The organism is Paenibacillus arenilitoris (assembly GCF_014705655.1).
Classification (GTDB): domain Bacteria; phylum Bacillota; class Bacilli; order Paenibacillales; family Paenibacillaceae; genus Pristimantibacillus; species Pristimantibacillus arenilitoris.
The window spans coordinates 85,502-110,929 of the sequence record NZ_JACXIY010000001.1; the positions used below are offsets into that span (position 1 = coordinate 85,502).

The 25,428-nt window shown below is 53.2% G+C and carries 17 protein-coding genes; 14 read left to right on the forward strand and 3 right to left on the reverse strand.

Features of this window, described 5'->3' with window-relative positions; translation table 11 throughout:
• The first annotated feature begins 25 nt into the window (after nucleotides 1–25).
• Nucleotides 26–1,480: a family 43 glycosylhydrolase gene (locus IDH41_RS00275; protein ID WP_190857203.1), complete on the forward strand. Its 1,455-nt coding sequence runs from the start codon at nucleotides 26–28 to the stop codon at nucleotides 1,478–1,480.
• A 589-nt stretch (nucleotides 1,481–2,069) separates the two neighbouring features.
• Here the strand turns inward: IDH41_RS00275 and IDH41_RS00280 are convergent.
• Together IDH41_RS00280 and IDH41_RS00285 are read right to left on the reverse strand one after the other, a co-directional pair.
• Nucleotides 2,070–2,564 carry a hypothetical protein gene (locus tag IDH41_RS00280; RefSeq protein WP_190857205.1) on the reverse strand — a complete coding sequence of 165 codons (495 nt, stop codon included), beginning with the start codon at nucleotides 2,562–2,564 and terminating at the stop codon, nucleotides 2,070–2,072.
• Between the two features lie 86 nt (nucleotides 2,565–2,650).
• Nucleotides 2,651–3,460 (reverse strand): helix-turn-helix transcriptional regulator, encoded by an 810-nt coding sequence (locus IDH41_RS00285; protein WP_190857207.1) that lies wholly within the window; start codon nucleotides 3,458–3,460, stop codon nucleotides 2,651–2,653.
• 82 nt (nucleotides 3,461–3,542) lie between these two features.
• Here IDH41_RS00285 and IDH41_RS00290 point away from each other — a divergent pair, with 82 nt between their 5' ends.
• The 13 genes from IDH41_RS00290 to IDH41_RS00350 all read left to right on the forward strand — a co-directional run bounded on the left by IDH41_RS00290 (nucleotide 3,543) and on the right by IDH41_RS00350 (nucleotide 24,078).
• Nucleotides 3,543–4,232 (forward strand): phytanoyl-CoA dioxygenase family protein, encoded by a 690-nt coding sequence (locus IDH41_RS00290; protein WP_397327233.1) that lies wholly within the window; start codon nucleotides 3,543–3,545, stop codon nucleotides 4,230–4,232.
• A gap of 245 nt (nucleotides 4,233–4,477) precedes the next feature.
• Nucleotides 4,478–5,335, forward strand: coding sequence for an ABC transporter permease (locus IDH41_RS00295; RefSeq protein WP_190857627.1), 858 nt, complete (start codon nucleotides 4,478–4,480; stop codon nucleotides 5,333–5,335).
• A gap of 18 nt (nucleotides 5,336–5,353) precedes the next feature.
• Nucleotides 5,354–6,241, forward strand: coding sequence for a carbohydrate ABC transporter permease (locus tag IDH41_RS00300; RefSeq protein ID WP_190857211.1), 888 nt, complete (start codon nucleotides 5,354–5,356; stop codon nucleotides 6,239–6,241).
• A gap of 21 nt (nucleotides 6,242–6,262) precedes the next feature.
• Nucleotides 6,263–7,996, forward strand: a complete 1,734-nt coding sequence (locus IDH41_RS00305; RefSeq protein ID WP_190857213.1) for a sensor histidine kinase — start codon at nucleotides 6,263–6,265, stop codon at nucleotides 7,994–7,996.
• 6 nt (nucleotides 7,997–8,002) lie between these two features.
• Nucleotides 8,003–9,673: a response regulator gene (locus IDH41_RS00310; protein WP_190857215.1), complete on the forward strand. Its 1,671-nt coding sequence runs from the start codon at nucleotides 8,003–8,005 to the stop codon at nucleotides 9,671–9,673.
• 199 nt (nucleotides 9,674–9,872) lie between these two features.
• Entirely contained in the window at nucleotides 9,873–11,552 is a 1,680-nt protein-coding gene (locus IDH41_RS00315; RefSeq protein WP_190857217.1) for an extracellular solute-binding protein, read from the forward strand.
• Nucleotides 11,553–11,638: 86 nt separating this feature from the next.
• Nucleotides 11,639–13,489 carry a family 20 glycosylhydrolase gene (locus IDH41_RS00320; RefSeq protein WP_190857219.1) on the forward strand — a complete coding sequence of 617 codons (1,851 nt, stop codon included), beginning with the start codon at nucleotides 11,639–11,641 and terminating at the stop codon, nucleotides 13,487–13,489.
• Nucleotides 13,490–13,508: 19 nt separating this feature from the next.
• Nucleotides 13,509–16,211 carry an alpha-L-rhamnosidase gene (locus tag IDH41_RS00325; RefSeq protein ID WP_190857221.1) on the forward strand — a complete coding sequence of 901 codons (2,703 nt, stop codon included), beginning with the start codon at nucleotides 13,509–13,511 and terminating at the stop codon, nucleotides 16,209–16,211.
• Complete coding sequence (locus tag IDH41_RS00330) at nucleotides 16,208–17,848, forward strand: glycoside hydrolase domain-containing protein (RefSeq protein WP_190857223.1); 1,641 nt, start codon at nucleotides 16,208–16,210, stop codon at nucleotides 17,846–17,848. Before IDH41_RS00325 ends, IDH41_RS00330 begins: the two co-directional genes overlap by 4 nt.
• A gap of 45 nt (nucleotides 17,849–17,893) precedes the next feature.
• The gene (locus tag IDH41_RS00335; RefSeq protein ID WP_223829326.1) at nucleotides 17,894–19,390 is read left to right on the forward strand and encodes an L-fucose/L-arabinose isomerase family protein; all 1,497 of its coding nucleotides are present in this window, start codon (nucleotides 17,894–17,896) and stop codon (nucleotides 19,388–19,390) included.
• A 104-nt stretch (nucleotides 19,391–19,494) separates the two neighbouring features.
• Nucleotides 19,495–21,159, forward strand: coding sequence for an extracellular solute-binding protein (locus tag IDH41_RS00340; protein ID WP_223829327.1), 1,665 nt, complete (start codon nucleotides 19,495–19,497; stop codon nucleotides 21,157–21,159).
• Entirely contained in the window at nucleotides 21,156–22,037 is an 882-nt protein-coding gene (locus tag IDH41_RS00345; RefSeq protein WP_190857228.1) for a glycoside hydrolase family protein, read from the forward strand. Before IDH41_RS00340 ends, IDH41_RS00345 begins: the two co-directional genes overlap by 4 nt.
• 463 nt (nucleotides 22,038–22,500) lie before the next feature.
• Nucleotides 22,501–24,078: an alkaline phosphatase D family protein gene (locus tag IDH41_RS00350; protein ID WP_190857629.1), complete on the forward strand. Its 1,578-nt coding sequence runs from the start codon at nucleotides 22,501–22,503 to the stop codon at nucleotides 24,076–24,078.
• Nucleotides 24,079–24,166: 88 nt separating this feature from the next.
• On the opposite strand, the gene IDH41_RS00355 is transcribed toward IDH41_RS00350, so the two are convergent.
• Nucleotides 24,167–25,228, reverse strand: coding sequence for a LacI family DNA-binding transcriptional regulator (locus IDH41_RS00355; protein ID WP_190857230.1), 1,062 nt, complete (start codon nucleotides 25,226–25,228; stop codon nucleotides 24,167–24,169).
• Nucleotides 25,229–25,428: the final 200 nt, after the last annotated feature.

Consider the following 25,428-nt stretch of genomic DNA (forward strand, 5'->3'; position numbering starts at 1 on the left):
ACGTAAGCGAAAGGAAGTTGGACATATGCATACAGCCATTACAGGCAAAGGCGATCAAGGAAACGGGACGTACAGCAATCCGATTCTGGCGGGAGACTATGCCGATCCTACGGTTGTAAGGGTCGGCAGCGATTATTACTTGACGCATTCGTGCTTCGAATTCGCGCCGGGCTTTCTCATATGGCATTCCACCGATCTGGTCAATTGGGAGCCTGTCGGGAGAGCGTTGACGGAATACGCAGGGAATGTATGGGCGCCGGATTTGACCTATTATAACGGACAATTTTATATTTACGCCCCGATCGACGAAGAAATTATGGTGCTGACGGCCGAGAAGCCTGAGGGGCCGTGGAGCGCTCCGGCCAAAGTGGGCATACGCGGGATCGATCCCGGCCATGTTGCGGACGAAGAAGGGAATCGATACTTGTTCTACGGATCGGGTTACGTGGCGGAGCTTACGCCGGACGGTCTGTCGGTGAAAGGCGAGCCGCGCAAGGCTTACGACGGCTGGCGCTTCCCGGAAGAATGGGTGGTGGAGGGCCGGTTCCTGGAGTCTCCGAAATTGACTTACCGCAGCGGGTACTTCTACTTGACCGTGGCGCAAGGCGGATCTTCCGGACCTGCGACCAGCCACATGGTGGCTTCCGCCAGATCGAAGCATCCCTTTGGCCCCTACGAGGACTCTCCCTATAATCCGATTGTCCGAACCCAAAGCCGGAGCGAAAGATGGCTTTCGAAGGGGCATGGTTCGATCGTCGATACGCCGGACGGAGACTGGTGGCTCGTCTACCACGCTTATGAGAAGGGCTATTATACGCTGGGGAGGCAGACGCTTCTGGAGCCGCTGGAATGGACGGAGGATGGCTGGTTCCGCAGTCCGGAGGGCATCAGCGCCGATCAGCCGATTCGAAAGCCCGGCGGGCAAGCCGTGATTCGTTCCGGGAGCTTACGGTCGTTTCGATCCGAGTCCGGCGAATTGGGATACGCCTGGAGCTGGTATAAACCGGTAAGTCCGATCGAGTTCGAGGTCTCCCAGCGGGCGATCACGATTAGTTCCGATCCGGCAAGTGCTCCGTTGGTCTTCATGCCGGAAGACCATCATTACGAAGCGCAGGTTGAGATCGACCTTTCGGAGGAGGCTGCTTCGGGGCGCTTTGTCTTATTTTATAATGATAAGACTTACAGCGGCATCGAGCTTTCCGGCGAGGGTCTTCACGGGGTGATCCGCGGCTGGCGAACGCCCGCGAAGCCATGGCCTTCGCGGAAGCTCATCGTGCGTCTTCAATCTATCGAGCATGAAGTCATTTTCTATTGCAGCCAGGACGGCGCGGAGTGGACCAAATTCGAGCATTCCTTCGAAACTTCGGGCTGGCATCACAACGCGCTAGGCGGCTTTCTTGCTCTGCGGCTGGCACTCTGGGCTCAAGGGCAAGGGAAGGTCTCGTTCAAAAACTTTGAATATCGGGCATGGAATAGATAAGGAAAGGGCATCCTGGATTCGTCCAAGATGCCCTTCTGAAATTCACAGCCGGTGTCCGGTGACAAGAACGTAACACTTTTTCCGAAATGGTCAGGATTTGATTTTGCTTTCGGGGGCGGATTTCAACAAGTTTTGTATCATATGAATGAAAAACATATACAAAATATAGGTGCCAATATACACCAAGGAGGAGTAGCCGATAATCCAACCCTTATAGGTAAACACGTGACAAAGGTAGGCCAGCCACTCCAAAAAGACCGATAAGACAGAGAAGCCCAACAGATAAAGAATGCGATTCATCCCCTTTAAATTCCATTTATCATAAAAGTACAAAAACAGATAAATGTATGAGGGATAGCTTAAATAATACATGACGATATCCATGACCTCATATTTAGAGCTATCGTTAACGTCGTACAAATCAAAAGGTTTAACCGCTATAAGCGAATCGACCGTCTGCGATATAAATATCGTAAAAACGACAATTGCGGTTATCGTTTGCGGAGAAAATCGTTTTGGAAGTAAAAAGGATGTAGTTAAAGTAACAGCCATCGTAAGTAAAATAAACCATTCATTGAGGTCAAACCGCTCAGGAGGGTACAATATCACGTTTATCACGCTTTCCAAGCATTTTTCGGAACAATAAGCTGAAACAAAAGGATTCAACCAGGACGACATACCATACGACGAGGGAATCCCCGAAAGTCAACCGCAATTCTTTCAATATGCCTAATTGAGGAAATAACAGATAAGAACCAACCAAGCCTGAAAACCATAGCCCTAAAAAGAGCATTTTGAGGATAAAGCGGGTTCTGCTGTGGAAAAACGAAAATAAAAGCCACATCGTTGCTATAGGGAAAACAATTAACTGATTCATCTTATAAAAAAAATAAGCCGAAAACGTTTCTGAAAACTCAAGCAAACTAAAATTGTCAAGAAAAGCCGAGTGTATCTGTTCGATGGCAATAACAATAACCATATAGTACATAATCAGCTCGATAGGCCGGAAAATGTCGCGCATCATTCGTAATGTATACAACAGCCCCATGCAGATTAAAACCATTATCATATTCAGAATGATCACAAATACACTCCCTGCGACTTGAAAATTCTTTACGTTTACTATTGCCAAGTGTGGGCGTTGTATACAGTCGGATTATCCAATGGAGTTTATGTCCGGCGGAATTGCTCGGGCGTCTGCTTCTCCAGACGCTTAAACGCATGACAGAAGTGAGCGGTATCGTAAAATCCGGCATGCAATGCGATCTCGGTGACGCTCTGACGCGTGTGGCTCAAGAGCCGCTTGGCGTGATCCACTCTTAATCGGATGACGTACTGCCCGATCGTGCGGCCGGTCATCTGCTTGAACATTCGATTCAAGCTGTTCGCATTCACCTTATGCTCGTCCGCTATCTTATCGAGATGAATTTTATCCAGGAAGCTGTGGTGCAGCTCGTTGAACTGATTTTGCGTCGCGGCCCTCCATTTCCTTTCTGCCGCAAAGGATTGAAAAGCCTGGATAAGGATTCGAAAAAAGTAATGCTTGATAACGATCGGTCGGGCAGCCTCCGCTTGCAGCTCCATCATCAGCATCCCGAATGCTTTATCCAGCTCCGCAGCGTACAAAGCTTCGCTGAATGGCAAGGCTTCATAACAAGCTCTAATTTTTCGATTCAATTCTGAACAATCCGTATCGAAGTTAAGGTAATATACGGTGAAGTTTCCTTCGTCGCATGAACTATTCCGGACGGTATCCGGTTGAAACAGCAGGCGGCCGGGCGATAGATCAAGTTGAAGTCCGTCCAGCGAGAGCATGCTGCGGCCAGCCGCATAATAATTAATCTCGAAGCGGAGCCCGGGTCCATTCCATCCTTGATTTCGCCAAACGCCGCAGGAATGGATGCGAATCTTCTGCCATTCATGGTCGAGGAGTTGAATTAGCGCTTCCAGCGAAGCGGCAACGGAAGAAAGGCGATTCATTGCAGGTTCTCCTTTCGGTTGATTTTTTACAATAGAATCGTTGTTACTTTACAATACAATAAGCGTGTGGACTGCCGATCAGGTGCAAGCGATGAGAGACGCATTCCAACCTTTGTTCGATGAATATATACGGAAAAAAGGCTATAATACGGGGACGAATCGAGCGCAAATGCACTTGCCGTTCTTGGAGCCGTTCCACGCGGAGTATGTCGTGGCTAACGCCATTGCGATGCCGGTCATCGATCGCGTGCTTGACGACGGAGTCCGCTGCACCTATCTGGCTTCGGATACGGCTTGTCCCGGTTCGGATTATCAGAATGTCCATTCCGACTTGCCGCCTCTATTCCCCGGTCTCGGGGTTTCGCTTCCCGTGTATAGTCTTGTGTTGAATGTCCCGCTTGTCGACGTGAACGAAGAGAACGGACCGCTGGAAGTCTGGCCGGGCGGCACGCATCTTAACCCCGATAATACGGAACATACGGCGATCGACGGTGAAATGGTGAAGGCGGCAACCATGATGCATGCCGAGAAAGTGTTCATGCCGGCAGGCTCCATCGTCATTCGGGATATTCGAATGTGGCATCGCGGCACGCCGAATCGTACGAACGCCAACCGAACGAACGTGGCATTAATTTATAATAAGGATTGGTACGGAGCGGGAGGAGAAATTCATATCCCGCAGGAAACTTACGACGCATTGCCTCCTCGCGTTCGCGAATTGTTCCGTTTTGAGCGAATCGGTTATGCCGCGAAGATGCCCTGGGAGTGGTAACGTCTATTTTGAGCGGAGAATTGGCCAGGCCGCGACCTGGCCGGTTCTCCGCTTTTTCATTTTGGGGACAGGTAAACAAAAGATACACGAGGTAAAGAACCTCCACTAGCAGCTCGAGTTTTCCGCCTTCTATAATGATTGTATTCGGTACCAATCGGCGCATCGAGTACCGCTAATCTGGATAGGAGGTCTGGCCATTGAATACGAAAGCGAGCTCGTTCCGGAAAAATCATCAGCTGCACCTCATGTTGATTCCCGGTCTATTATTGGTCTTCATCTTCAATTATGCCCCCATCTTCGGCATCGTCATCGCGTTTCAAGATTTTAATCCGATCATCGGGTTCAAGCAAATGCGGTGGAACGGCTTTGAGAATTTTCAGTATATCTTGTCGCTTCCCGATTTTATGCCGGCTTTGCGAAACACCGTCGTGATCTCCGTCATGAAGATCGTCGCCGGTTTGACCGTGCCGATCTTGGCGGCGCTGCTGCTCAATGAGGCTCGCAACGTGCTGTTCAAGCGTTCGGTTCAAACGATCATTTATATGCCGCACTTCTTCTCCTGGGTTATTCTGGGCGGCATTATTATCGATATTCTGTCTCCGAGCCAAGGGATCGTCAATAAAATGTTGGGCTTGTTCGGCGCGGAGCCGATCGCCTTCCTCTCCAGCAACGAGTGGTTCCGCCCGATTATGGTCATTACGGATCAGTGGAAGGAATTCGGATTCGGTACGATTATTTATTTGGCCGCCTTGACGGCGATCGATCCCGGTCTCTATGAAGCCGCTATCGTGGACGGGGCCGGACGATGGCGCCAGACCTGGCATGTGACGCTGCCGGGGATCCGTCCGATCGTCGTGCTGATGGCCATTCTCAGTCTCGGAGGCATCCTGAACGGCGGTTTCGATCAGATCTTCAACCTTTACAATCCACTCGTGTACGAAACCGGCGATATTCTGGACACGCTGTTGTACCGGATCGGGATCGAGGAAGCCCAATATTCCGTCGCGACGGCCATCGGCCTCGTGAAATCGATTGTTTCGTTCATCCTTATCGGTCTCGGTTACTATCTGGCGTACAAATTTGCTAATTATCGAATCTTTTAATAGGGGAGGGGCATCATCATGCATTTGATTTCTCGTCCGTATCGGATGTTTCTCGTGTTCAATTCCGTTGTGCTTGCCTTCCTTGCGCTGCTTTGTTTGTTTCCGATTATTAACGTGCTGGCCGTTTCCTTCAGTTCAAGCTCAGCGGCGGATGCCGGCGAAGTGGTGCTGTGGCCTGTCGGCTTCACCCTGAAATCCTACGACTTCGTTCTGCAAGGCGGAGAATTCAACACCGCTTTCCTGTACAGTCTGCTTCGCGTCGCACTCGGCGTGCCGATCGGCGCGGTCATCACGATGCTGATCGCGTACCCGTTGTCCAAGGAAAGCCACGCCTTCCCTCAGCGCACGTTATATGTATGGATTTTCGTATTCACCATGCTGTTTAACGGCGGTCTGATCCCTACTTTTCTCATTATCAAAGAAGTGCAGCTGCTTAACACGATATGGGCGCTCGTATTGCCAGGCGCCGTATCCGTATTCAACGTGCTGCTCATGTTGAATTTCTTCCGGGGCCTTCCGAAAGAATTGGAGGATGCGAGCCTGATTGACGGCGCCAGCCACTTCCGAACGTTATGGAGCGTCTACTTGCCGATCTCGCTGCCGAGCCTTGCGACTATCCTTCTGTTCACGCTGGTCGGGCATTGGAATTCCTGGTTCGACGGCATGATCTATATGAATCACGTCGACAAATATCCGCTCGCCACCTATTTGCAATCGATTTTGAACCTTACGGCCATACCGCAAACGAACTTGACGCTGGAACAAGCCATTTTGCTCAAAAGCGTATCGAGCCGTACCGCGCGCGCGGCGCAAATCTTCGTGGCGGCGTTCCCGATTCTGTTGGTCTACCCTTTCTTGCAGAAATACTTCGTTAAGGGACTAGTGATCGGAAGCGTTAAAGGATAAGATAAGCGTAGGTGATGCCTGATGAGGTCCAAGTGGAATTCCATGATCGTTAAAGTCATGATTTCGTTTTTTCTCGTTATTATGCCCTTATACGGATTAAGCGTTTACTATACCTTCAACAGCTCGGACCAAATGCGCGAATCGATCGAGCGCACGAACGAATCCGTGCTAAGCTTCCATTTTTCGAGCTTGCAATTCGAATTGAACCGGATGAAAAATTTGGTGGGACAGTTTTCGCAGGACGAGGAGCTCTCCGACTTCAGCACGCTGCTGCCCATTATGAACAAATACGATATCAGCCAAAGACTGAATCATATATTAATCAAGCTGGAACAGATGAAATCCAGCAGTCCGTATATCAAGGATGTCTTCTACTACTTGCCGGCGCTAGGCAAAGTCGTCTCCGTTACGAATCAAATCTATGACGATCCGGACGAGGAATGGATAGGTCTCATCGAGAACAGGGGAGAGCTGAAGGGAGCGGTTTCCGAATACAACGGAAATCTATTCCTTCTAGCCGTCTCCCCCTTTATGTTGGGCGCTTCCTCCGAGCCGAATTTTATATTGGCGATCCAAATCTCCGTCGAGGAGCTGAACAGACAGCTTGAAAGTTTGCAGGAGGAAAATATGAGCGGCGCGTTCATCGTCTTCGGAAGCGGCAATCACGTGATCATTTCGGACCGGGACATGCTGGATCACTGGTCCGCTCTGAAGGAGCAGGAGAAAGAAGGCGTTCCCGGGCAGCTTGTCCGAACGATAACCGACAAGGAACATTACTACTCCATGCAGGATTCCTACTTTCAATTCGAATTCGTCAGCTACGTGTCGAATGATGTTCTTTACCAATCGATCCGCCGCTATTCCGGATGGATGTGGGTGCTGTCCATCGCCTCTTGCTTGATTGTCATCGTCTTCTCCGTGTGGATTTACCGCTTGATCCACATGCCCTTGGTCAAGCTGATCAGAGGCTTCAAAACGCTGGAAAGAGGCAACACCACCCAGGAAATCAGCCATCGGCGAGGGGACGAATTCGGCTATCTGTACGGCCAGTTCAACAAAACGATAAATCGTCTTCATACGCTGATCGAAGATAATTACGTGCATCGGATTCGAACTCAGGATGCGGAACTCAAGCATCTGCAATCGCAAATCAAGCCGCATTTCCTGTATAACAGCTTATTTACGATTAAACAAATGGCGGTAATGGAAGATACGGAAGGGATCGAGGAATTTTCGGATTACCTTGGACAATATTTCCGTTTCGTCACGAAGGACTCGGCAAGCGAAGTCACGCTGAAGCAGGAAATCGAGCATTCCGTCATTTATTTGCGCATTCAGCAAACCCGCTTCTCGAACCGGATCAAAGTGGAGCTGGAGCCTTTGCCCGAGGCGTTCGAAGCCATTCCGGTTCCCCGCATTCTGTTTCAGCCGATTCTGGAAAACGTATTCGAGCATGGGCTTAGGCATACCGCATACAAAGGGCTATTGCGGATGACGCATCGAACGGAAGGCAGCGTTCTCATGATCGATGTGGAGGATAACGGACAAATGCTGACGGACGAGAAGCTGTCCGAATTGAAGAGTCGACTGGACGTTCCGTCTTCGCTTTGGGAGGATCGGGAAACGACCGGTTTGTTTAACGTCCATCAACGCCTGCGCATCCATTTCGGCGACGAATACGGACTGCGTCTGGACAGGAGTCTTCTCGGAGGATTGAAGGCGGCCGTGCATATTCCCATTACTCGGAAAGGGTAGATCGCCATGTATCGAATGTTGATGGTTGACGATGAACCGATTATTGTAAACGGGTTGAACGAATATTTTATGAAAAAGGGCTTGCATGATGTGGAGGTCGTTCTCGCTTATTCAGCCGTTGAAGCGATTTCCCGGCTGGATGACTTGAAAATCGATGTCGTGCTCAGCGATATTTGCATGCCCGAAATGGACGGAATGGAGCTGCTCGGCCATATTGAAACGAGGTGGCCGCGGTGCAAAGTGATCCTGTTGACCGGTCATGACGAATTTGATTACGCGCAGCAAGCCTTGCGCAGCTCATGTATTGTGGATTATATCCTGAAAACCGAAGGCATGGATAAAATAGGGGAGGCGGTGGACCGGGCGCTTGCCATGGCGAGAGAGGAATTGTCGGTCTATCATCAGAAAGAGTGGCTGCAGACGGAGCTTCCCAAGGTGATGTCGCAGCTCCAGCGCCAGCTCCTGCTCGACGTGCTCCGTCGCACGGACATGGAACGGTTTCGCGGCTTACAGAGTGAATTCGATGCGCTGAAGCTGCCGTTCAAGGCGGATAAACCCGTCATGCTGATCCTGCTCGGCGTCGAGGATTGGGGAAAATACGAGACGGTCCATGAACGAAATCTGATGCTATTCGCCATCGGAAACGCCGCCGAAGAATTGCTCGGCGCCAAGACCAAGGTCAAATTCGCGGCGTATGACCATTCATCGCTAATCGGTTTTGTTCAAAGCCGCGATCCGTTATTCGAGAACGCCCAAACGCTCGCGGAGAAAACGGCAAAATTCACGCACGGAACCTTGGAATCGGTGCAGCAGGTTTGCAGGGATTTATTGGGGACTCCTCTATCCGCCGCCGCGACGATGCTCATGCACCCCTTTGAAGAGGCGAGCCGGGAGGTGCACGGTCTGCGGCTCGCCATCTTGAACGGACAAGCCAAAGGCGTGGAGAGGCTGTCGATCGTGGGCTCTCCGCAGCACAAGCCGGAGGAGAGTCCGGACCGTTACAGCCGGCCGACCGCTCAGTATGCGCTGGGTCAGATCAAGCAAAGCATGCTTGATGGCAACGGCCATGAATGGTCGCGATATTACGCGAAATTCATGGCATTGTTTCCGCCTGACGGGCCGAGCGATCCGTTCGACCGAATGATGATCCTTCATCATCTTGCGGAAACCTGCGTCATCTGCCTGGAGGAGCTCGGTCTGAAGGATCGGGCCGTCTCGCAAACCGATTTGCCGCGCATTCTGCAGCTTAACCATACGGTGCCCTGGGAACAAACCTTGGCCTTTTATCAAGCCATATTCGAGTGGATGCAGCGTACGCGAAGCGAGTATTTAAGCAGGGAAGAGAGCCATTTGATCGGAAGGATCGCTTATTTCGTTCAAAATCATCTGGATTCGGATTTGTCGCTGTCCCGCATCGCCCGGGAAGTGTCCTTGAATCCTTCCTACTTATCCAGATGGTATAAGCAGACGACGGGCAAAGGGCTATCCGATTATATTCAGGAAGCGAAGATCGAGAAGAGCAAGGAGCTTCTTCAGACGACGAGCTATAAGGTGCACGAAATTTCCGAGAAACTCGGCTTTACCGATCCGCACTATTTCTTTCGGTTTTTCAAGAAAGCGATGGGCTGCACGCCGCAGGAATACCGCAACGGAATCGGCCCGGCCAAAAACGAGTAAATAAAAGATACTGAATGTAAAAAGCGTCCACTACATGCTTAACTCGTCGGAAACTACAATGAAGTTGTATCAAGGTGAAACGGCTATCGCCATCCTTAAGCGGCGTGGCGCGGTTTCATTCCGAGAATTCTAAGATCGGATAAGGTGCAAATCTTATAGATTCTTGGAATTTTATAAAGCGAAGGGGGAAGCCGAAACGATGAAGCGCTTTTTTCAGAATTCTTTTTTGGTTTTGTGCACGCTGGCGCTTGCGATGACAGCGGCATGCAGCAGCAATGGAGCTTCGAATGCGAATAACCGGAACGATAACGGGGCAAGCCCGGGCGCGTCGAACTCGTCCGATTCGGGAAACGCTTCCGAGGAAAGCGACGGGCCTTTCGGCAAATACGATCCGCCGATTACGATGCGCGCCACCATGATCGAAACGGACTTTCTAAACGAAGGCGATACGGTCGAGGACAACGTATGGACTCGCGGTTATTCGGAAGAGCTCGGGGTCCAGGTCAAATACGACTGGGTCGTGGACGGAGCGAACGCCGGCGAAAAAATGAATATTACGCTGGCCAGCGGCGACTTGCCCGACCTGCTGGGCGTCAACCAATCCCAATTCAAACAGCTGCTTGAAGCCGGGCAATTGGAGGACCTCAGCGAGGTATACGAAAAGTATGCTTCCCCTCAGTTGAAAGAGTTTTACTCTTCGGGCGCGGACGGACTGCTTCCCGCGAGAAGCGACGACAAGCTTTACGGTCTGACCTATTACAGCGGCTCTTACGACACGTCTCCGATGCTGTGGATCCGGACGGATTGGATGAACAATCTCGGTCTGAAACCTCCGGCCACCATGGATGAAGCGATCGGTATGATCAAGGCCTTCGCGGAAGAGGATCCCGATCGGAACGGGAAAGACGATACGTACGGCATTCAGCTGAATAAGGATCTGTTCGGCGGAGGTGATTTCAACCCCGTCGGATTCGCGAACGGCTATCACGCCTATCCCGGCCACTGGTTCAAGGACGACTCCGGCAAAGCGTCGTACGGAAGCATACTTCCCGAAATGAAGACGGTGCTCGGCAAGCTGCAGGAGATGTACAAAGCCGGTTATATCGACCCTGAATTCGGCACGAAGGATGTGGCCAAAGCCGGCGAAACCGTCATGTCGGACAAGGTGGGATTGTTCTTCGGCTACATGACTTCGCCCTTCTCGGTATCCGGCATGATCAAGGACGGCAGCACCGCCGATTGGCTGCCTTATCCGATCCCTTCCGCGGACGACAAGCCGGCACTCGTTCAGAACAATATGTCGTTCGGCAGTATTTATGCAGTCCGCAAGGGCTATGAGCATCCCGAAGCGCTCATTAAGCTGATGAATTTTGCCGTCGAGAAAATGTTCGGCGAATCTGCGGCGGCCGAGTCCGCTAACTATTTGGGCTCATCGGGACAAGGCTTTCAGGCTGCTCCCGTAAGACTATTGAAACCGAATAAAAACGTCTTTATCTACCAGAATGTAGTCGCCGCGCTCGAGGCCAACGATCCAAGCGCCTTGAATACCGAAGAAAAGAGCTATTTTGACGGCATCACGAAATACCGCGGCGGCGACAAATCGCAATGGTGGTTCGAGCGGATCTTCGGACCGGACAGCTCGCAGAAGGTCATCCAGCAATACATTGACAATGACGCCATTACGATGAACGAGTGGGTGTATCCGCCGACCGACACGATGGTGTCGAAGGGCGGAACGCTCGGCAAGCTGGAACTCGAAACGTTCGTCAAAATCATTTACGGCCAAGCGCCGGTGGATGCTTTCGACAAATTCGTCGAAGACTGGAAGAAGCTTGGCGGCGAAAAAATGATGGAAGAGGTTAATCAAGTTTTGCAATAAAAGAAGCGGCAGAAGAATCAGGTAAAAGATCTGCGGGAATTCGGTCTGCGCAGATCTTTTATTTTCATAGGAGGTTCACGGGGAAGATGTATAACATTAACCGATACGAAAGCTTCGAAGAGCAAGGGGCATTTCTAACGCCGGATACCCGAATCGAAAGCGGCAGCGAGGTTGTGCGCCGAATGGCATTCCAAGCGACGAGCAAAGAGCGCAAGCCGAATTTCGTCAAGACGGTCCGGTTCATAGAGGCGTGGAACGAGCAGATTGCCGATCGAATCAAAGAACGGTTCGGCGTGTCCGCCCTCGAAGATGAGGACGGGTACGCGATCGAATCCGGAGAGGACGAGGTACTCGTCTACGCCATGAGCGTCAGGGGGCTCGTGTATGGCGCTTGCACGCTTCGTCAGATCGGAGAGGACGGATTCGTAAGGAAGGGGCTCGTCTATAATGTGCCTCTCTGCTCCTATCGCGGATTGAAAGTGTATCTTCCCGCGCCGGATGACGTTGATTTTTTTAAAGCGTTTATCGATATGGCCTGTTATTACCGTTACAACAAAATCATCGTCGAAGTCGGCGGCGCGATGGAATATAAGCGACATCCCGAGATCAACGAAGGATGGGTCGAATATTGCGACGAGATGCGCGAATATTCGGGCAAAACGGTGGATGTCCAACGACGTTTCGCATGGGGGAAAAATTCGATTCATTGCGAGAACGGCGGCGGGCGGTGGCTGACGCAGGATAAAGTCAAGGAGCTGGTCGTCTATTGCAGGGACAGAGGGCTGGACGTGATCCCGGAGGTGCCCTGCCTGAGCCATTCCGATTATTTGCTGCTCCGTCATCCCGAGCTGGCCGAGCGCCGGAACGATCCGTATCCGGACACGTATTGCCCCTCCAATCCGGGGAGCTACGACCTGTTGTTCGATGTGCTCGACGAAGTGGCGGAGGCGTTCGAGCCCGAGACGGTCCATATCGGTCATGATGAATATTATTCCATTGCGGTTTGCGACGCGTGCAAGGGAAAAGAAGCCGCGGAAATCTATACCGAGGATATTACGAAGATTCGCGATTATTTGGCCGGCAAAGGGATTCGCGTCATGATGTGGGGCGACAAGCTTCTGAACAGCGTCGGCAAAGACGGGGTGCGGTACGGCGGGGCGGCGAATCCCGCAACTTACGGGGCGATCGATCGTATTCCCGGAGACATCGAGGTCATGCACTGGTACTGGTCCATCCACAGGGATTTCGATGAGCAATTCCATAAGCGCGGATTGACGGTCGTGTACGGCAATTTCGAAGGGCCGGGAATCCCGGAATGGAGCCGGCGTATCGCGCAAGGAGTCCCGGGAGCCAGCCTGTCGAACTGGAGCGCGTTAAACGAAAACTACATGCAGCGGAACGGGATCTTTTTCAATATGGCGTATGCGTCCCGCATGTTCTGGATAGATGAATACGATGAAACCCGGTTTCCGGTTATGGCGGCGGACACCTTCGCGGAGCTCTTCCGCTACAAGAATCGGGACATCCTGTCGGGGCCGCATATCGAGATCGTTCACGCTACGAATTTTTACCGCGAATTTGAGTTTTTCTTTGACGGCAAATTTCTCGAGCCGGATACGGACCATCTCGGGCAATACCGGATGACATTCGAGGACGGCGCCGAAGTGAGCTGTTCCGTCGATTACGGCACGAACATATCCGGCATGGACCGATCCTGGACGCTGCGAATGGCGGAAGCTTTCGACTGCTACGAATTCGACCGGTCGCTGATCGAGGTTTCGTACGCCGCGCTTCCGATTCGCGAAGGCTCGAAAACCTGGTATGCGATAGTGATCGCCAACCCGTTTCCGGGCAAAAAAATGACAAGCATCGAATTTGTGCCGAAGCGGGGCCTGAAGGCCGATGTCATGCTGAAAAAAGTGACGGTAAACCATTAATCAAAAGGATGGATGACGGATGGAACAATCGCTTCGAATCGCGAAGCTTCAAGTCGAATATATGGAAAATCCTATCGCCGTTGACAAGGAGCGTCCCCGTTTCAGCTGGGGGTTCGCACCGGCCAAGGAGCGCGGGCTGAGCCAATCCGCTTACCAGATTGTCGTGGCATCCGCCGAGGAAAAGCTTGCGGACGGCGCTGCGGATGTATGGGACAGCGGCAAGGTTCGATCGAACCGGAACCGAAACGTCGCATATGAAGGACCTGCTCTGCAATCCGCCAAGCGTTACTACTGGAAAGTCAAGGTGTGGGACGCCGCAGGCAGCGTCTCGCCGTATAGCGAGGCGGGGACCTGGGATATGGCTTTGCTTGGGCCGGAGGATTGGCAGGCACGGTGGATCGGTGTAACGGCAAGCGACAAGGAGGCATGGGCAGAGGAGGGGGCGTTCGGACCGAAGGATCCGCTGCCTCTGTTCCGGACGACGTTCCGGGTCGGCAAGGAAGTGTCGCGGGCGAAAGCTTATATTTGCGGATTGGGCCATTATGAAATGAGGTTGAACGGCGAGAAGGTCGGGGACCAAGTACTCGATACCGGATGGACCGATTACAACCGCACCTGCCTTTACACGGTATTGGATGCGGCTCCGTATTTGCAAACCGGGGATAATGCCGTAGGCATCCTGCTCGGCAACGGCTTTTATAATGTGACCGGCGGACGGTACGCCAAATACAAGGGCAGCTACGGCGATCCGAAGCTGATCATGCAGCTGGAAGTGGAATATGCGGATGGAGAGGTTCAGCGGATCGTCAGCGGGGAAGGGTGGACGATCGGCAGAAGCCCGATTACGTTCTCTTGCATCTATGGCGGAGAGGATTACAATGCGCTTCTGGAGCAAGCGGGCTGGGATCGGGCCGAGTTCGCCGAGGACGGAAGATGGCGGAAAGCGAGCGTTGTTCCGGCGCCCAGAGGGAAGCTTGCGCTGCAAAATCTTCGCCCGAATAAGGTGACGCATCGTTTTGCGCCTGTCAAGGTAAGCGAAAGCCCGCAGGGCGCGTATGTGTACGATCTTGGCCAGAACTTCTCGGGCTGGGTTCGGATTGCCGTGAAAGGCGCGCCGGGCTCGACGATCACGCTGAAACCGGGCGAGCTGCTCCAACCGCAAGGCGATGTGAATCAGGCATGGAATGTCTCGTTTTCCTATACGCTGAGCGGCGAAGGCGAAGAAATTTGGGCGCCCCGGTTTACGTATACGGGCTTCCGTTATCTTTCGGTGGAAGGCGCGGTGCCGGTCGAACTCATCCCGGAAGCCGGGAACGACGAGCTGCCGGTCATGCTGCGATTGGAAGGTCAAATGATCGGTCCGGATGTTGCGACGGCAGGCTCCTTCTCCTGCTCGAATACCATGTGGAATAAAATCCATGAAATGATCAACTGGGCCATATTGAGCAACATGAAGAGCGTCCTGACCGATTGTCCGCATCGGGAGAAATTGGGCTGGCTCGAAGAGACGCATCTGATGGGTCCTTCGATTATGTACAACTATTATGTTCCCGAACTGTACCGGAAGATTATCGACGATATGCGGGATGCGCAGCTGGACAACGGACTCGTTCCCGACATCGCTCCGGAGTATACCGTATTCGATCACGATTTCCGGGATTCTCCGGAGTGGGGCAGCGCCTACATCATCGCGACCTGGTATGCCTATAACTGGTATCAGGATCGCGAGCTGCTGGAGCAGCATTACGAGGGCATGAAGAACTATGTCGGGTACTTGTCCGGCAAGGCGGATCGTCATATCGTCAGCCATGGACTTGGAGACTGGTGCGATGTCGGTCCCAACCCGGGCTATCCTCAGAATACGCCGATCCCCGTAACGGCAACCGCGATGTACTACTATGTCGCGGACATTATGAAGAAGGTTTCGGACATCGTTGGAAGAGAAGAAGATTCGCGGTATTTCGCGGATTTGGCGGAACGGATCAAGGACGCCTATAACGCAAATTTTCTGGACGGCGAAACGCTTCAATACGCATCCGGAAGCCAGACCTCCAACGCGATGCCGCTTGCGCTCGGCATGGTGCCGGAGGGACTTGAGGACACCATTGCCCGCAATCTCCTCGATGACATTCGGAAGAGAGGCAACAGCTTGTCCGGAGGCGATGTCGGCTTCCGCTATTTGCTCATGGCGTTAACGAAATTCGATCAGCCGGAGGCGGTCGCGGACATGCTGCTCAAAACCGACAACCCGAGCTACGGCTACCAGGTGGCCCATGGCGCGACGACGCTGACGGAGCTGTGGGACGGACCGACTTTCGGCCTTTCGCAAAACCATTTTATGCTTGGCCATGCGGAAGAGTGGTTCTACGCGGCGTTGGCGGGCATCCAAATCGATTATGAGTCTCCCCGCTTCAACGAGGTTCGGATTCAGCCTCATCTTGTCGGAGGCGTAGAGTGGGTGAGCGCGCATCACGACCTGTGCGAAGGACGGGTAGAGGTGCAATGGCGGCTTAAGCGTCCGGATCATTGGAAGCTGGACGTTGCGATCCCCGTCAACACGACGGCGATCGTCCATATTCCGAAATTTGGCGAGTGCTCCATTCTTGAAAGCGGAAATCCGCTTCATAGCGCGAAGGATATCGAATGGCTGGGCGAGAGGGGAGCAAGTAGGGTGGTCAAGGTAGGATCGGGAACTTATTCTTTCGAGGTGATTGGCGAATGAACGGATTCGAAACCAGGTGTTTAAGTTCATTAACGAAAGTATTTGCGGACGAGGAGCTGCAGGATAAGGCGTTCAATCAAGGCTCCGCGTTGCTTGACGAAACGTTTTCCTTTCAAATCGCTTTCCGGTCGAGCCGTGTCATGCGGCCGGTGCGCGTGGCCGTCAAGTCCGATCTGTCACGGATTACCGTCCGCACGGTCGGGCTGGTGCCTTCCGAATTTCCGTGCTATCCCGATCACGACGAGCACATTGTTCGCCGGACGCCGGGCTTGTACCCGGATCCGCTGTTCCCGGTTCAATCGGAGGGGGTTACGGCCGTTCCCGGTCAGTGGCGTTCGATCTGGGTTACGGTCGATCTTGCGGGCGAGACGAAGCCGGGGGATTACGAGATCGAGGTTCGCTTTGAACTGGACTCCGGCGAGGAGTTAGGCAAGGAATGCCTCGAGCTCGAAGTGTTCGCCGACAAACTGCCCGAGCAGCGGCTCATTCACACGGAATGGTTCCATTGCGATTGTTTGGCTACGTATTATGGGGTTGACGTATTCAGCGAGGAGCACTGGGAGCTGATCGAAAAGTATGTGCATACCGCCGTAACGCATGGCGTCAATATGTTGCTTACGCCGCTGTTTACCCCTCCGCTCGACACCGAAGTCGGCGGCGAAAGGCCGACCGTACAGCTGGTGGATGTGGAGAAGACGGGCGATACCTACCGCTTCGGCTTCGACAGACTGGAACGCTGGATCCGGATGTGCGGCGACAAAGGAATCCGCTATTTTGAATTTTCGCATCTGTTTACGCAGTGGGGAGCCAAGCACGCACCGAAAATCGTGGCCACGGTCGAGGGGGAGAGGAAGAAGATTTTCGGCTGGGAGACCGAAGCATCCGGCGATGCGTACAGGAGCTTTCTGTCGCAGTTTTTGCCGGAACTCACTTCATTCCTGCATGCCCATCGTTTGGAGGAACGCAGCTATTTTCACGTGTCCGACGAGCCGAATCCCGCGCATCTGGAGCAATATCAATCGGCGGTCGAGATGATCCGCGGTTATTTATCCGATTTCCCGGTCATCGATGCGCTGTCCGATTATGAATTTTACGAGAAAGGTCTTGTGAAGAATCCGATTCCGGCGACCAATCATATCGAGCCCTTCCTGGAGCATGGCGTACCCGATCTATGGACGTATTATTGCTGCGGACAGTATAAGGAAGTTTCCAACCGCTTCTTCCATATGCCGTCGGCCCGGAACCGGATTCTGGGCATGCAGCTCTACAAGTTCAATATGAAAGGGTTCCTGCACTGGGGGTATAACTTCTGGTACTCCTTTCTGTCGCGCAAGCCGATCGATCCGTTCAAAACGACGGATGCGGATTATGCTTTCCCTTCCGGAGACGCTTTCGTCGTGTACCCGGGCCCGGAAGGCCCGATCGAATCGCTCAGGCTCGAGGTGTTCCGCGAAGCTTTGCAGGATTTAAGAGCGCTGCGGCTGCTGGAGGACCGGATCGGCAGGGAGAACACCTTGGAGCTGCTGGAGGAGGGGCTTCGTCAGCCTCTTACCTTCTCGGAGTATCCAAGAGATCCGGAATGGCTCCTGTCGAAGAGAGAGACGATCAATCGTAAAATCAATGAATGCCGTTCGTGATTCGGCAAGCTCTTTGCACATACAAGCGAAATGGAGACGATGTCGATGTTTCAACCAATAAAGCCGGCAAAACAACCGAGAATCGGATTGTACACGGTTGGCTTAGAAGCGTATTGGAGCCAATTTCCGGGATTGCGGGAACGGCTGCTGGAATATAACGCCTTCATCGAGAGACGGATGTCGGCTTGGGGAATCGTCCGCAATTACGGACTGGCGGATACGGAGGGAAGCGCCAGAAGGGCGGGAGAGTGGTTTAACGCGGAAAATGTCGATCTCGTTTTTTGCCATGCTGCGACCTATACGACGAGCTCCGCCGTGCTGCCCGTGCATCAAATCAACAAAGCGCCGGTTGTCTTCCTGAATCTGCAGCCTGCCGCGCGGCTGAATTACGAGCGCTCGACGACCGGCGAATGGCTGGCGCATTGCGGCGCTTGTCCGGTTCCCGAATTTTCCAACGCCTTGGGCCGCGCCGGGATCCCGTTCCGCGTCGTGAACGGGCTCCTCGGGCTCGATTATACCCCTTCCGTTTCCTTGACGGACGAATCGACGCACGAACGCCCGGAAGCGATTCGGGCGTGGAAGGAAATCGAGGAATGGGTCAACGCGGCGGGCGTAACCCGGACGATGCGTCATAGCCGATTCGGTTTTTTGGGGAATACGTACAGCGGCATGCTCGATATGTACAGCGATTTCACCATGATGCAAGCGCAAACGGGGCTGCATGTGGAAGTGCTGGAAATGTGCGACTTGGATCGTCTTCTTCGCGGCGTGACGGCGGAAGAGACGAAAGCGAAACGGGATCAAGTCTATGACATGTTCCAAATAAGCGGCGATTCGCCCTCCGATCCGATCGCGAAGAAGCCTACGGAGGAGCAGATGGAATGGTCATGCAAAGTCGCGGTCGCCCAGGAGAAGCTTGTGCGGGAATATGACTTGGACGCTTTAACGTACTATTACCACGGGGCCCCGGGCGGAGCATACGAGAAGCTTCAGGGCGGCGGTATTGTCGGACACTCCTTGCTGACCGCACAAGGCATCCCGTGCGCCGGAGAAGGGGACTTAAAGACGGCGGTCGCGATGAAGGTGTGCGATATTTTAGGCACCGGGGGAAGCTTCTCGGAGATTGTCGTCGCGGATTATATCGACGGCACGATTCTCCTCGGACATGACGGACCGTTCCACATTGCTATCTCGCAGGGAAAACCGATCTTGCGGGGCATGGGGCTTTACCACGGGAAGCAGGGGACCGGCGTATCCGTGGAGGCGAAGGTGAGGTCGGGCTCTATTACGACATTGAACTTGACGCAGACCGCAGAGGGACGGCTCAAGTGGATCGTAAGCGAAGGCATGTCGACGGAAGGCCCGATTATGCGAATCGGAAACACGCAGACTCCCGTCAAATTCCGAACGCATCCGGACGAATATATGGCGCGTTGGTTCGCCGAGGCGCCTACGCATCATTGCGCGATGTCGGTCGGCCGCAACGCTTCGGTATTCGAGAAAATCGCCGTCCTCATGAATGTGGACTGCGTCACGCTATAAGTAAACAGAAGATACCGGAAGTAAACGTCTCCCACTATCAGCAAGGACCCTACCGCAAATAAGCTTGAAGGGAAGCTGCAAATTAGGGGAGGTTGAAGAAGAACATGAGATCGAAGTGGAAATTTTCTTTGTTGTTGTTATCCGTGCTGGCATTGTCGGCAACCGCCGCGTGCTCCGGCAGCGAGGCGGGCAAGGAAACGGCGGATGCGGAAGAGACGGGAACCGCAACGGGGAATGTACCTGCAGACGGCGCGAAGAGCGGCGGCCCGCTTGGCAAATACGATCCGCCGATTACGCTGCGCACGACGTTGACGGACAAAGCGAAGGACTCTCTGGATGCGGGGGATACGCTCGAGAACAACGTCTGGACGCGAGGATATGAGCGGGAGCTTGGCATTAAGGTCACCTACGATTGGATCGTGGAAGGCTCGAATGCCGGCGAGAAGATGAACCTTACGCTCGCAAGCGGCGATCTGCCCGATATTCTGGCCGTCAACCAGGCGCAGTACAAGCAGCTGCTTGAAGCCGGCCAACTGGCGGACCTGACGGAGGTGTACGAGCAACACGCCTCCGACCTGGTCAAGCAATTTTACGCGATGGGGGCCGACGGGCTGCAGCCGACGAAGCAAGACGGCAAGCTGTACGGGCTGACGTATTACAGCGGCTCCTACGACACGTCCCCGATGCTGTGGATTCGGACCGACTGGATGAAGCAATTGAACCTGGATCCCCCGCAAACGATGGATGACGTCATCGCCATCGCGAAAGCGTTCACCGAGCAGGATCCCGACCGCAACGGGGAGAACGATACGTACGGGCTCGCGCTGAACAAGGGCTTGACGAGCGGCGGCGACATTAATCCGACCGGGTTTATGAACGGGTATCATGCGTATCCCGGCGTGTGGCTCGAGGACGAATCCGGGGCGCTAGCTTACGGAAGCATTCAACCCGAGATGAGGACGGCTCTGGCCAAGCTTCGGGAGCTTTATGCAGGCGGTTATATCGATCCGGAATTCGGTACGAAGGATTTGAGCAAATCCGCCGAAACCGTCATGGCGGGCAGGATCGGCCTATTTTTCGGATATATGACCTCGCCCTTCGCGGTCTCGGGCATGATGAAGGACGGCAGCGAAGCCGACTGGCTCCCGTACCCGATCCCATCCGCGGACGATAAGCCCGCGCTCGTTCAGAACAATATCGATTACGGCGAAATTTTCGCGGTCCGCAAAGATTACGAGCATCCGGAAGCGCTGATCCAGCTGATGAATTTCCAAGTCGAGAAGAGCTACGGGGAGTCGTCGAAATCCGAAGCCGCGGCTTCATACTTCGGCAAAGAAGGCTTCGCCCCGGTCAGGCTCCTCCAGCCGAACAAAAATATCGGCATCTACAATCATGTCGTGGATGCGCTCGAAGTAAACGATCCAAGCGGGCTGAATATCGAAGAAACAAGCTATTACGACGGGATTCAAAGCTATCGCGGCGGAGACCGTTCCGCGTGGTGGTTCGAACGCATCTTCGGACCGGATAGCTCGCAAAGCATCATCCAGCACTATATTGACAACGACCTGATCAAGCTTAACGAATTCGTCCATCCTTCGACCGACACGATGACCGCCAAGGGGGCGACGCTCGGCAAGCTGGAACTCGAGACGTTCGTGAAGATTATTTACGGTCAAGACCCGATCGAAGCGTTCGATCAATTCGTTAAGAACTGGAAGGCGCTCGGTGGTGACCAAATGACGAAGGAGGTGAACCAAATCGCGCAATGAAGACGCAACCGACTTATTACCGGCCGGCGATCGCAAGCGATTGGAAGTTGTTATTCAAACCGCGGAAGGCCGGCCGTTACGTGAACGATCACAGTATCGTCAGAGCGCCTAACGGAAGCTGGCATCTGTTCGGCATTACGAGTCCGAACACTCAGGTGAATCCGCAGCATGAACGCTATTTCGTTCATGCGTGGGGGGACTCTCTGAAGGAAGGTCTTACGCATGAAGAAATCGTCATCGATCACGGCACCCGGGCATGGGCGCCCGGCGTGGTCAAGGAGGGGAGCAAATACTACATGTACTACGGGCCTTCCCCGACCCGGCTGGCGATTTCGGGCGAGCTGCACCATTGGATCAATCACGACGTGCATTTGATCGGCTCCCCGATCGAAGCGTGCCATCGCGATCATATGGTATTGAAAATAAACGACTATACCTGGGTCATGTACGCGACGGGGATCAAGGACGGTTACGGCTGCATCTCCGTTTACGTCTCCAACGATTTGCTCAGTTGGCGATTCGTGCAGTATGCGCTGACGACGTCCGGCAATGCGCCGCTCAATTCGTCATGGGGGGCGACGGAATCCCCTTACGTCGTCTTCTATGAAGGCTGCTACTATCTGTTCATTACGTATACGGACTGCAGCACGGAAACGTACAACGACACGCTGGTGTTCAGGTCTTGCAACCCGTACGACTTCGGCGACTACAACGGGGACAATGAAAGCGAGATCGTAGCCGCCAAGCTGTTCGGGCATGCTTCCGAGGTGTTCCGGGATCCGGATACCGGGAAGTGGTACATCACGACATGCGGTTGGCCGGGCAAAGGCATTCCGCACGAGCATGCGGTCTCGATCGCCGAATTGGAATGGAGATAAGCCATTAGGCAGAATAAAATAATCCCAAAAAATCGGACCGCATTTCGCGGTCCGATTTTTTGCGGCGCAGGAATGGCAGCCTCTTTTCCGCGGCGACTACTCCTATATGTTTTGTAAAGGTCTGTGAAAGAAAGCGGCCGTACGATTTATAGGACTCTTCGTGTCCTATGATCCATTCTACACACGATCGATAAGTTGCGAGTAGTTACATAGACGGACAAAATCCTAATCTTTTTCGAATTATCTCCTTACATGCATCGATTTAATGCTGAAAAATAACCATAAAATTCCAAAAACAATCGACGTTCGTTTGCATATACCTTCATTGTTATTACAAATGGGGTTGACATGCGCTTAATACATAAACGTTTTAATAGAAAAAAACTCAAGTTAAAAGGAGTCGGTGAAATTGGACAAGGAACGACTATTCCATGACCTGGAACAACGCTTGTTGGAAGGCAAGATGGATCGCCGCGATTTTCTGCGGTCAACGGGGAAGATCGCGCTCGCATCGCTCGGTTTGACGATCGCTGCTTCGATGAAAGGGGGGCCTGTCGATGCGGCGCCGAAATTTACGGCTTATCCGTTTACATTAGGGGTAGCTTCCGGCGACCCTTGGCCTGACAGCGTTGTGCTGTGGACCCGACTTGCACCCGATCCGCTGAATGGCGGAGGCATGTCCGGCAAAGACGTTCCGGTCAAATGGGAAGTCGCAAGAGACGATAAATTCCGCAAAGTCGTACGTGAAGGAGCAGGCTTTGCCAGAGCCCAGCTTGGGCATTCGGTGCATGTCGAGGTGGATGGACTGGAACCGAACCGAGTCTACTATTACCGCTTCAAAGCAGGTAAGGAAGTCAGCCCGACAGGCCGTACGAAAACGTTGCCCGCATACGGATCGCAAGTGTCGAAAATGACGTTTGCTATCGCTTCCTGCCAGAACTACCCGCAGGGCTACTATACCGCTTACCGCCATATGGCGGCGGAAGAGTTGGACCTGGTCTTTCATCTGGGCGATTACATTTACGAAGGCCCCGGTCCCGCACCGACTACGCCAAGCCCCCGGTACCATAACGGTCCCGAAATCTTTACGCTCGAGGACTACCGCAACCGCTACGCTTTGTACAAAAGCGACAGCGACCTGCAAGCCGCGCACGCCAAGTTCCCGTGGGTGGTATCGATGGACGACCACGAAATCGAGAACAACCATGCCGGTCTGATCCCCGAGAAAAATCAGCCGATCGAGCCTTTCCTGGCCCGCAAGGCCGCGGCGTTCCAGGCGTATTACGAAAATATGCCTTTAAGAAGTTCTTCCCTGCCGAGCGGGTTTACGATGCAGCTCTACAGACAATTTCAATATGGCGACCTGGCTAACGTTCAAGTGCTCGATACCCGTCAATTCCGCGACGATCAAGCGAGCGGCGACGGACGCAAGCCTCCGACGCCCGAATCCGACAGCGCAGATCGCTCGATTATGGGAGAAGAGCAGGAGCAGTGGCTGCTTTCGGGCCTCAATCAGTCGCAAGCGCATTGGAACATTATTCCGCAGCAAGTATTTTTCTGCGAGAGGGACTTCCTGATCGGAACGGGGGACGAATTCAGCATGGATGCGTGGGACGGCTACCCCGCCAACCGTGACCGGATTCTTAGCTTTGCCAAACAGAAGGGCCTCTCCAACCTTGTAGTCCTGACGGGGGACGTTCACTCGAATTGGGCCTCCGAAATTAAAGCGGACTTCAACAATCCGGATTCCGAGATACTCGGAGCCGAATTTGTCGGCACCTCCATCACTTCCGGAGGGGACGGTTACGATATTACCGACGCTCAACAAAACATACTTGCGGAAAATCCGCATATCAAGTTCTACAATAACCAGCGCGGCTATGTGGTATGCACCGCTACCCCGGAGAGCTTTCAAGCGGATTACCGCATTGTTCCCTATGTAACGCGTCCCGGCGCGCCGATCGTCACTCGCGCTTCCTTCCTGATGGAGAAGGGCAAGCCCGGATTGCAAAAAATTTACGACGGTGCGGTCACCGTGTAAGGAACGTACCGGATTTAAGACCATAACGAAAAAAGATTAAAGCCCGTGCCTTCATTGAAGCACGGGCTTTTGCCGTTATTCCGGACATTTACTGCGTTTCATGGTACAAAACGGCCGATGGCGATGCCGTCGACTTCCGCTGGACGAGCAGCGTATCGATCATCACTTTGGACGTGACGGTCTCGCTCGATGTGACGGACTGAATGACGAGATCGACAGCTTGGTGCGCCATACGCTCCTTGGCGACCTGGACCGTCGTCAGTTCGGGGGAGACGATTCTGGCTTCCGATATATCGTCAAAGCCGACTACCGACAGATCCTCCGGCACTCGCAGACCGAGCTCCTGCAGCGTTTTGACCGCGCTGATCGCGATATAGTCGCATTCGCAGAAAAATGCGGTGGGCAATGGCATCTTGTCCTCCATATAAGCGGTTAGCTGCCGCGTCAGGCTTTCTTGCGAGGAAAGAATAGTCGGCGCGACCGAGAAGACGCGAACGTTGCCCGGATCAAGTCCTCTATCCCGAAGCGCGGTTTCGAAACCGATCCGGCGGTCGTCGAAGTTTTTGATTCTGACGTTGGACGCCAAATAACCGATGGATCGATGGCCGCTGTCGCACAGGTGAATCCCGGCCTGATAGGCCCCAAGCCTATTATTAATGGATACAAAATGAAGGGGAAGCGTCTCGTAGCAGTTGTCAAGCACGACGAGCGGCAGATTGACCTCTCCCGCGATGGCGGACATTTGCTCGCGGCTCAAATTGGTGCCGAGCAAAATAATGCCGTCGCTTCTTTTTTCCTCCGAAAGCATCTTGAGCTGCTCCGCGAACCGATCGGGCTCTACCGAGGCGAACATCAGAGAATAACCGTAGTAGCGGCATCTCTCTTCGATATGATGAATGAGCTCGCGAAAAAACGGCTGCTGGTAATATTGCTCCAGCACGATGCCGGAATTGGCAATCGCCAGAAAGGTCAGAGACTTGTTGTTCGGCTCGTCGGCTGCCGCTCTCGATTTATGGGTATAGCCGTGTTCTTCCGCAATTTGAATAATTTTCTCGCGCGTTTCCGCGCTTATTCCTTGCTTCCCGTTCAGCGCAAGCGAGACGGCGGCTTTGGACACGCCCGCCAGCTTCGCGATATCCTCCATCTTCAATGCTTGTCAGCCTCATTTCGTATCCATCGAATGTTTCGAAGTTTAGTACGTTTAGTTTACTCCGACTTCACGAAAGAAGCAACTTAAAAGGTTGATTTCCGCTCGAAGTTTATTGATTTTTAACTGAACAAACCAAAATGTTTATATAAACTTGTTGACGAAACGGATGGATTGGTGCTAATTTAAAGATGAAAATCGGT

Coding starts and splice junctions, on each gene's coding strand:
- IDH41_RS00275 (WP_190857203.1), top strand. CDS start 26: ATGCATACAGCCATTACAGGCAAAGGCGATCAAGGAAACGGGACGTAC.
- IDH41_RS00285 (WP_190857207.1), bottom strand. CDS start 3,460: ATGAATCGCCTTTCTTCCGTTGCCGCTTCGCTGGAAGCGCTAATTCAA.
- IDH41_RS00295 (WP_190857627.1), top strand. CDS start 4,478: ATGTTGATTCCCGGTCTATTATTGGTCTTCATCTTCAATTATGCCCCC.
- IDH41_RS00300 (WP_190857211.1), top strand. CDS start 5,354: ATGCATTTGATTTCTCGTCCGTATCGGATGTTTCTCGTGTTCAATTCC.
- IDH41_RS00305 (WP_190857213.1), top strand. CDS start 6,263: ATGAGGTCCAAGTGGAATTCCATGATCGTTAAAGTCATGATTTCGTTT.
- IDH41_RS00310 (WP_190857215.1), top strand. CDS start 8,003: ATGTATCGAATGTTGATGGTTGACGATGAACCGATTATTGTAAACGGG.
- IDH41_RS00315 (WP_190857217.1), top strand. CDS start 9,873: ATGAAGCGCTTTTTTCAGAATTCTTTTTTGGTTTTGTGCACGCTGGCG.
- IDH41_RS00320 (WP_190857219.1), top strand. CDS start 11,639: ATGTATAACATTAACCGATACGAAAGCTTCGAAGAGCAAGGGGCATTT.
- IDH41_RS00325 (WP_190857221.1), top strand. CDS start 13,509: ATGGAACAATCGCTTCGAATCGCGAAGCTTCAAGTCGAATATATGGAA.
- IDH41_RS00330 (WP_190857223.1), top strand. CDS start 16,208: ATGAACGGATTCGAAACCAGGTGTTTAAGTTCATTAACGAAAGTATTT.
- IDH41_RS00335 (WP_223829326.1), top strand. CDS start 17,894: ATGTTTCAACCAATAAAGCCGGCAAAACAACCGAGAATCGGATTGTAC.
- IDH41_RS00340 (WP_223829327.1), top strand. CDS start 19,495: ATGAGATCGAAGTGGAAATTTTCTTTGTTGTTGTTATCCGTGCTGGCA.
- IDH41_RS00345 (WP_190857228.1), top strand. CDS start 21,156: ATGAAGACGCAACCGACTTATTACCGGCCGGCGATCGCAAGCGATTGG.
- IDH41_RS00350 (WP_190857629.1), top strand. CDS start 22,501: ATGGATCGCCGCGATTTTCTGCGGTCAACGGGGAAGATCGCGCTCGCA.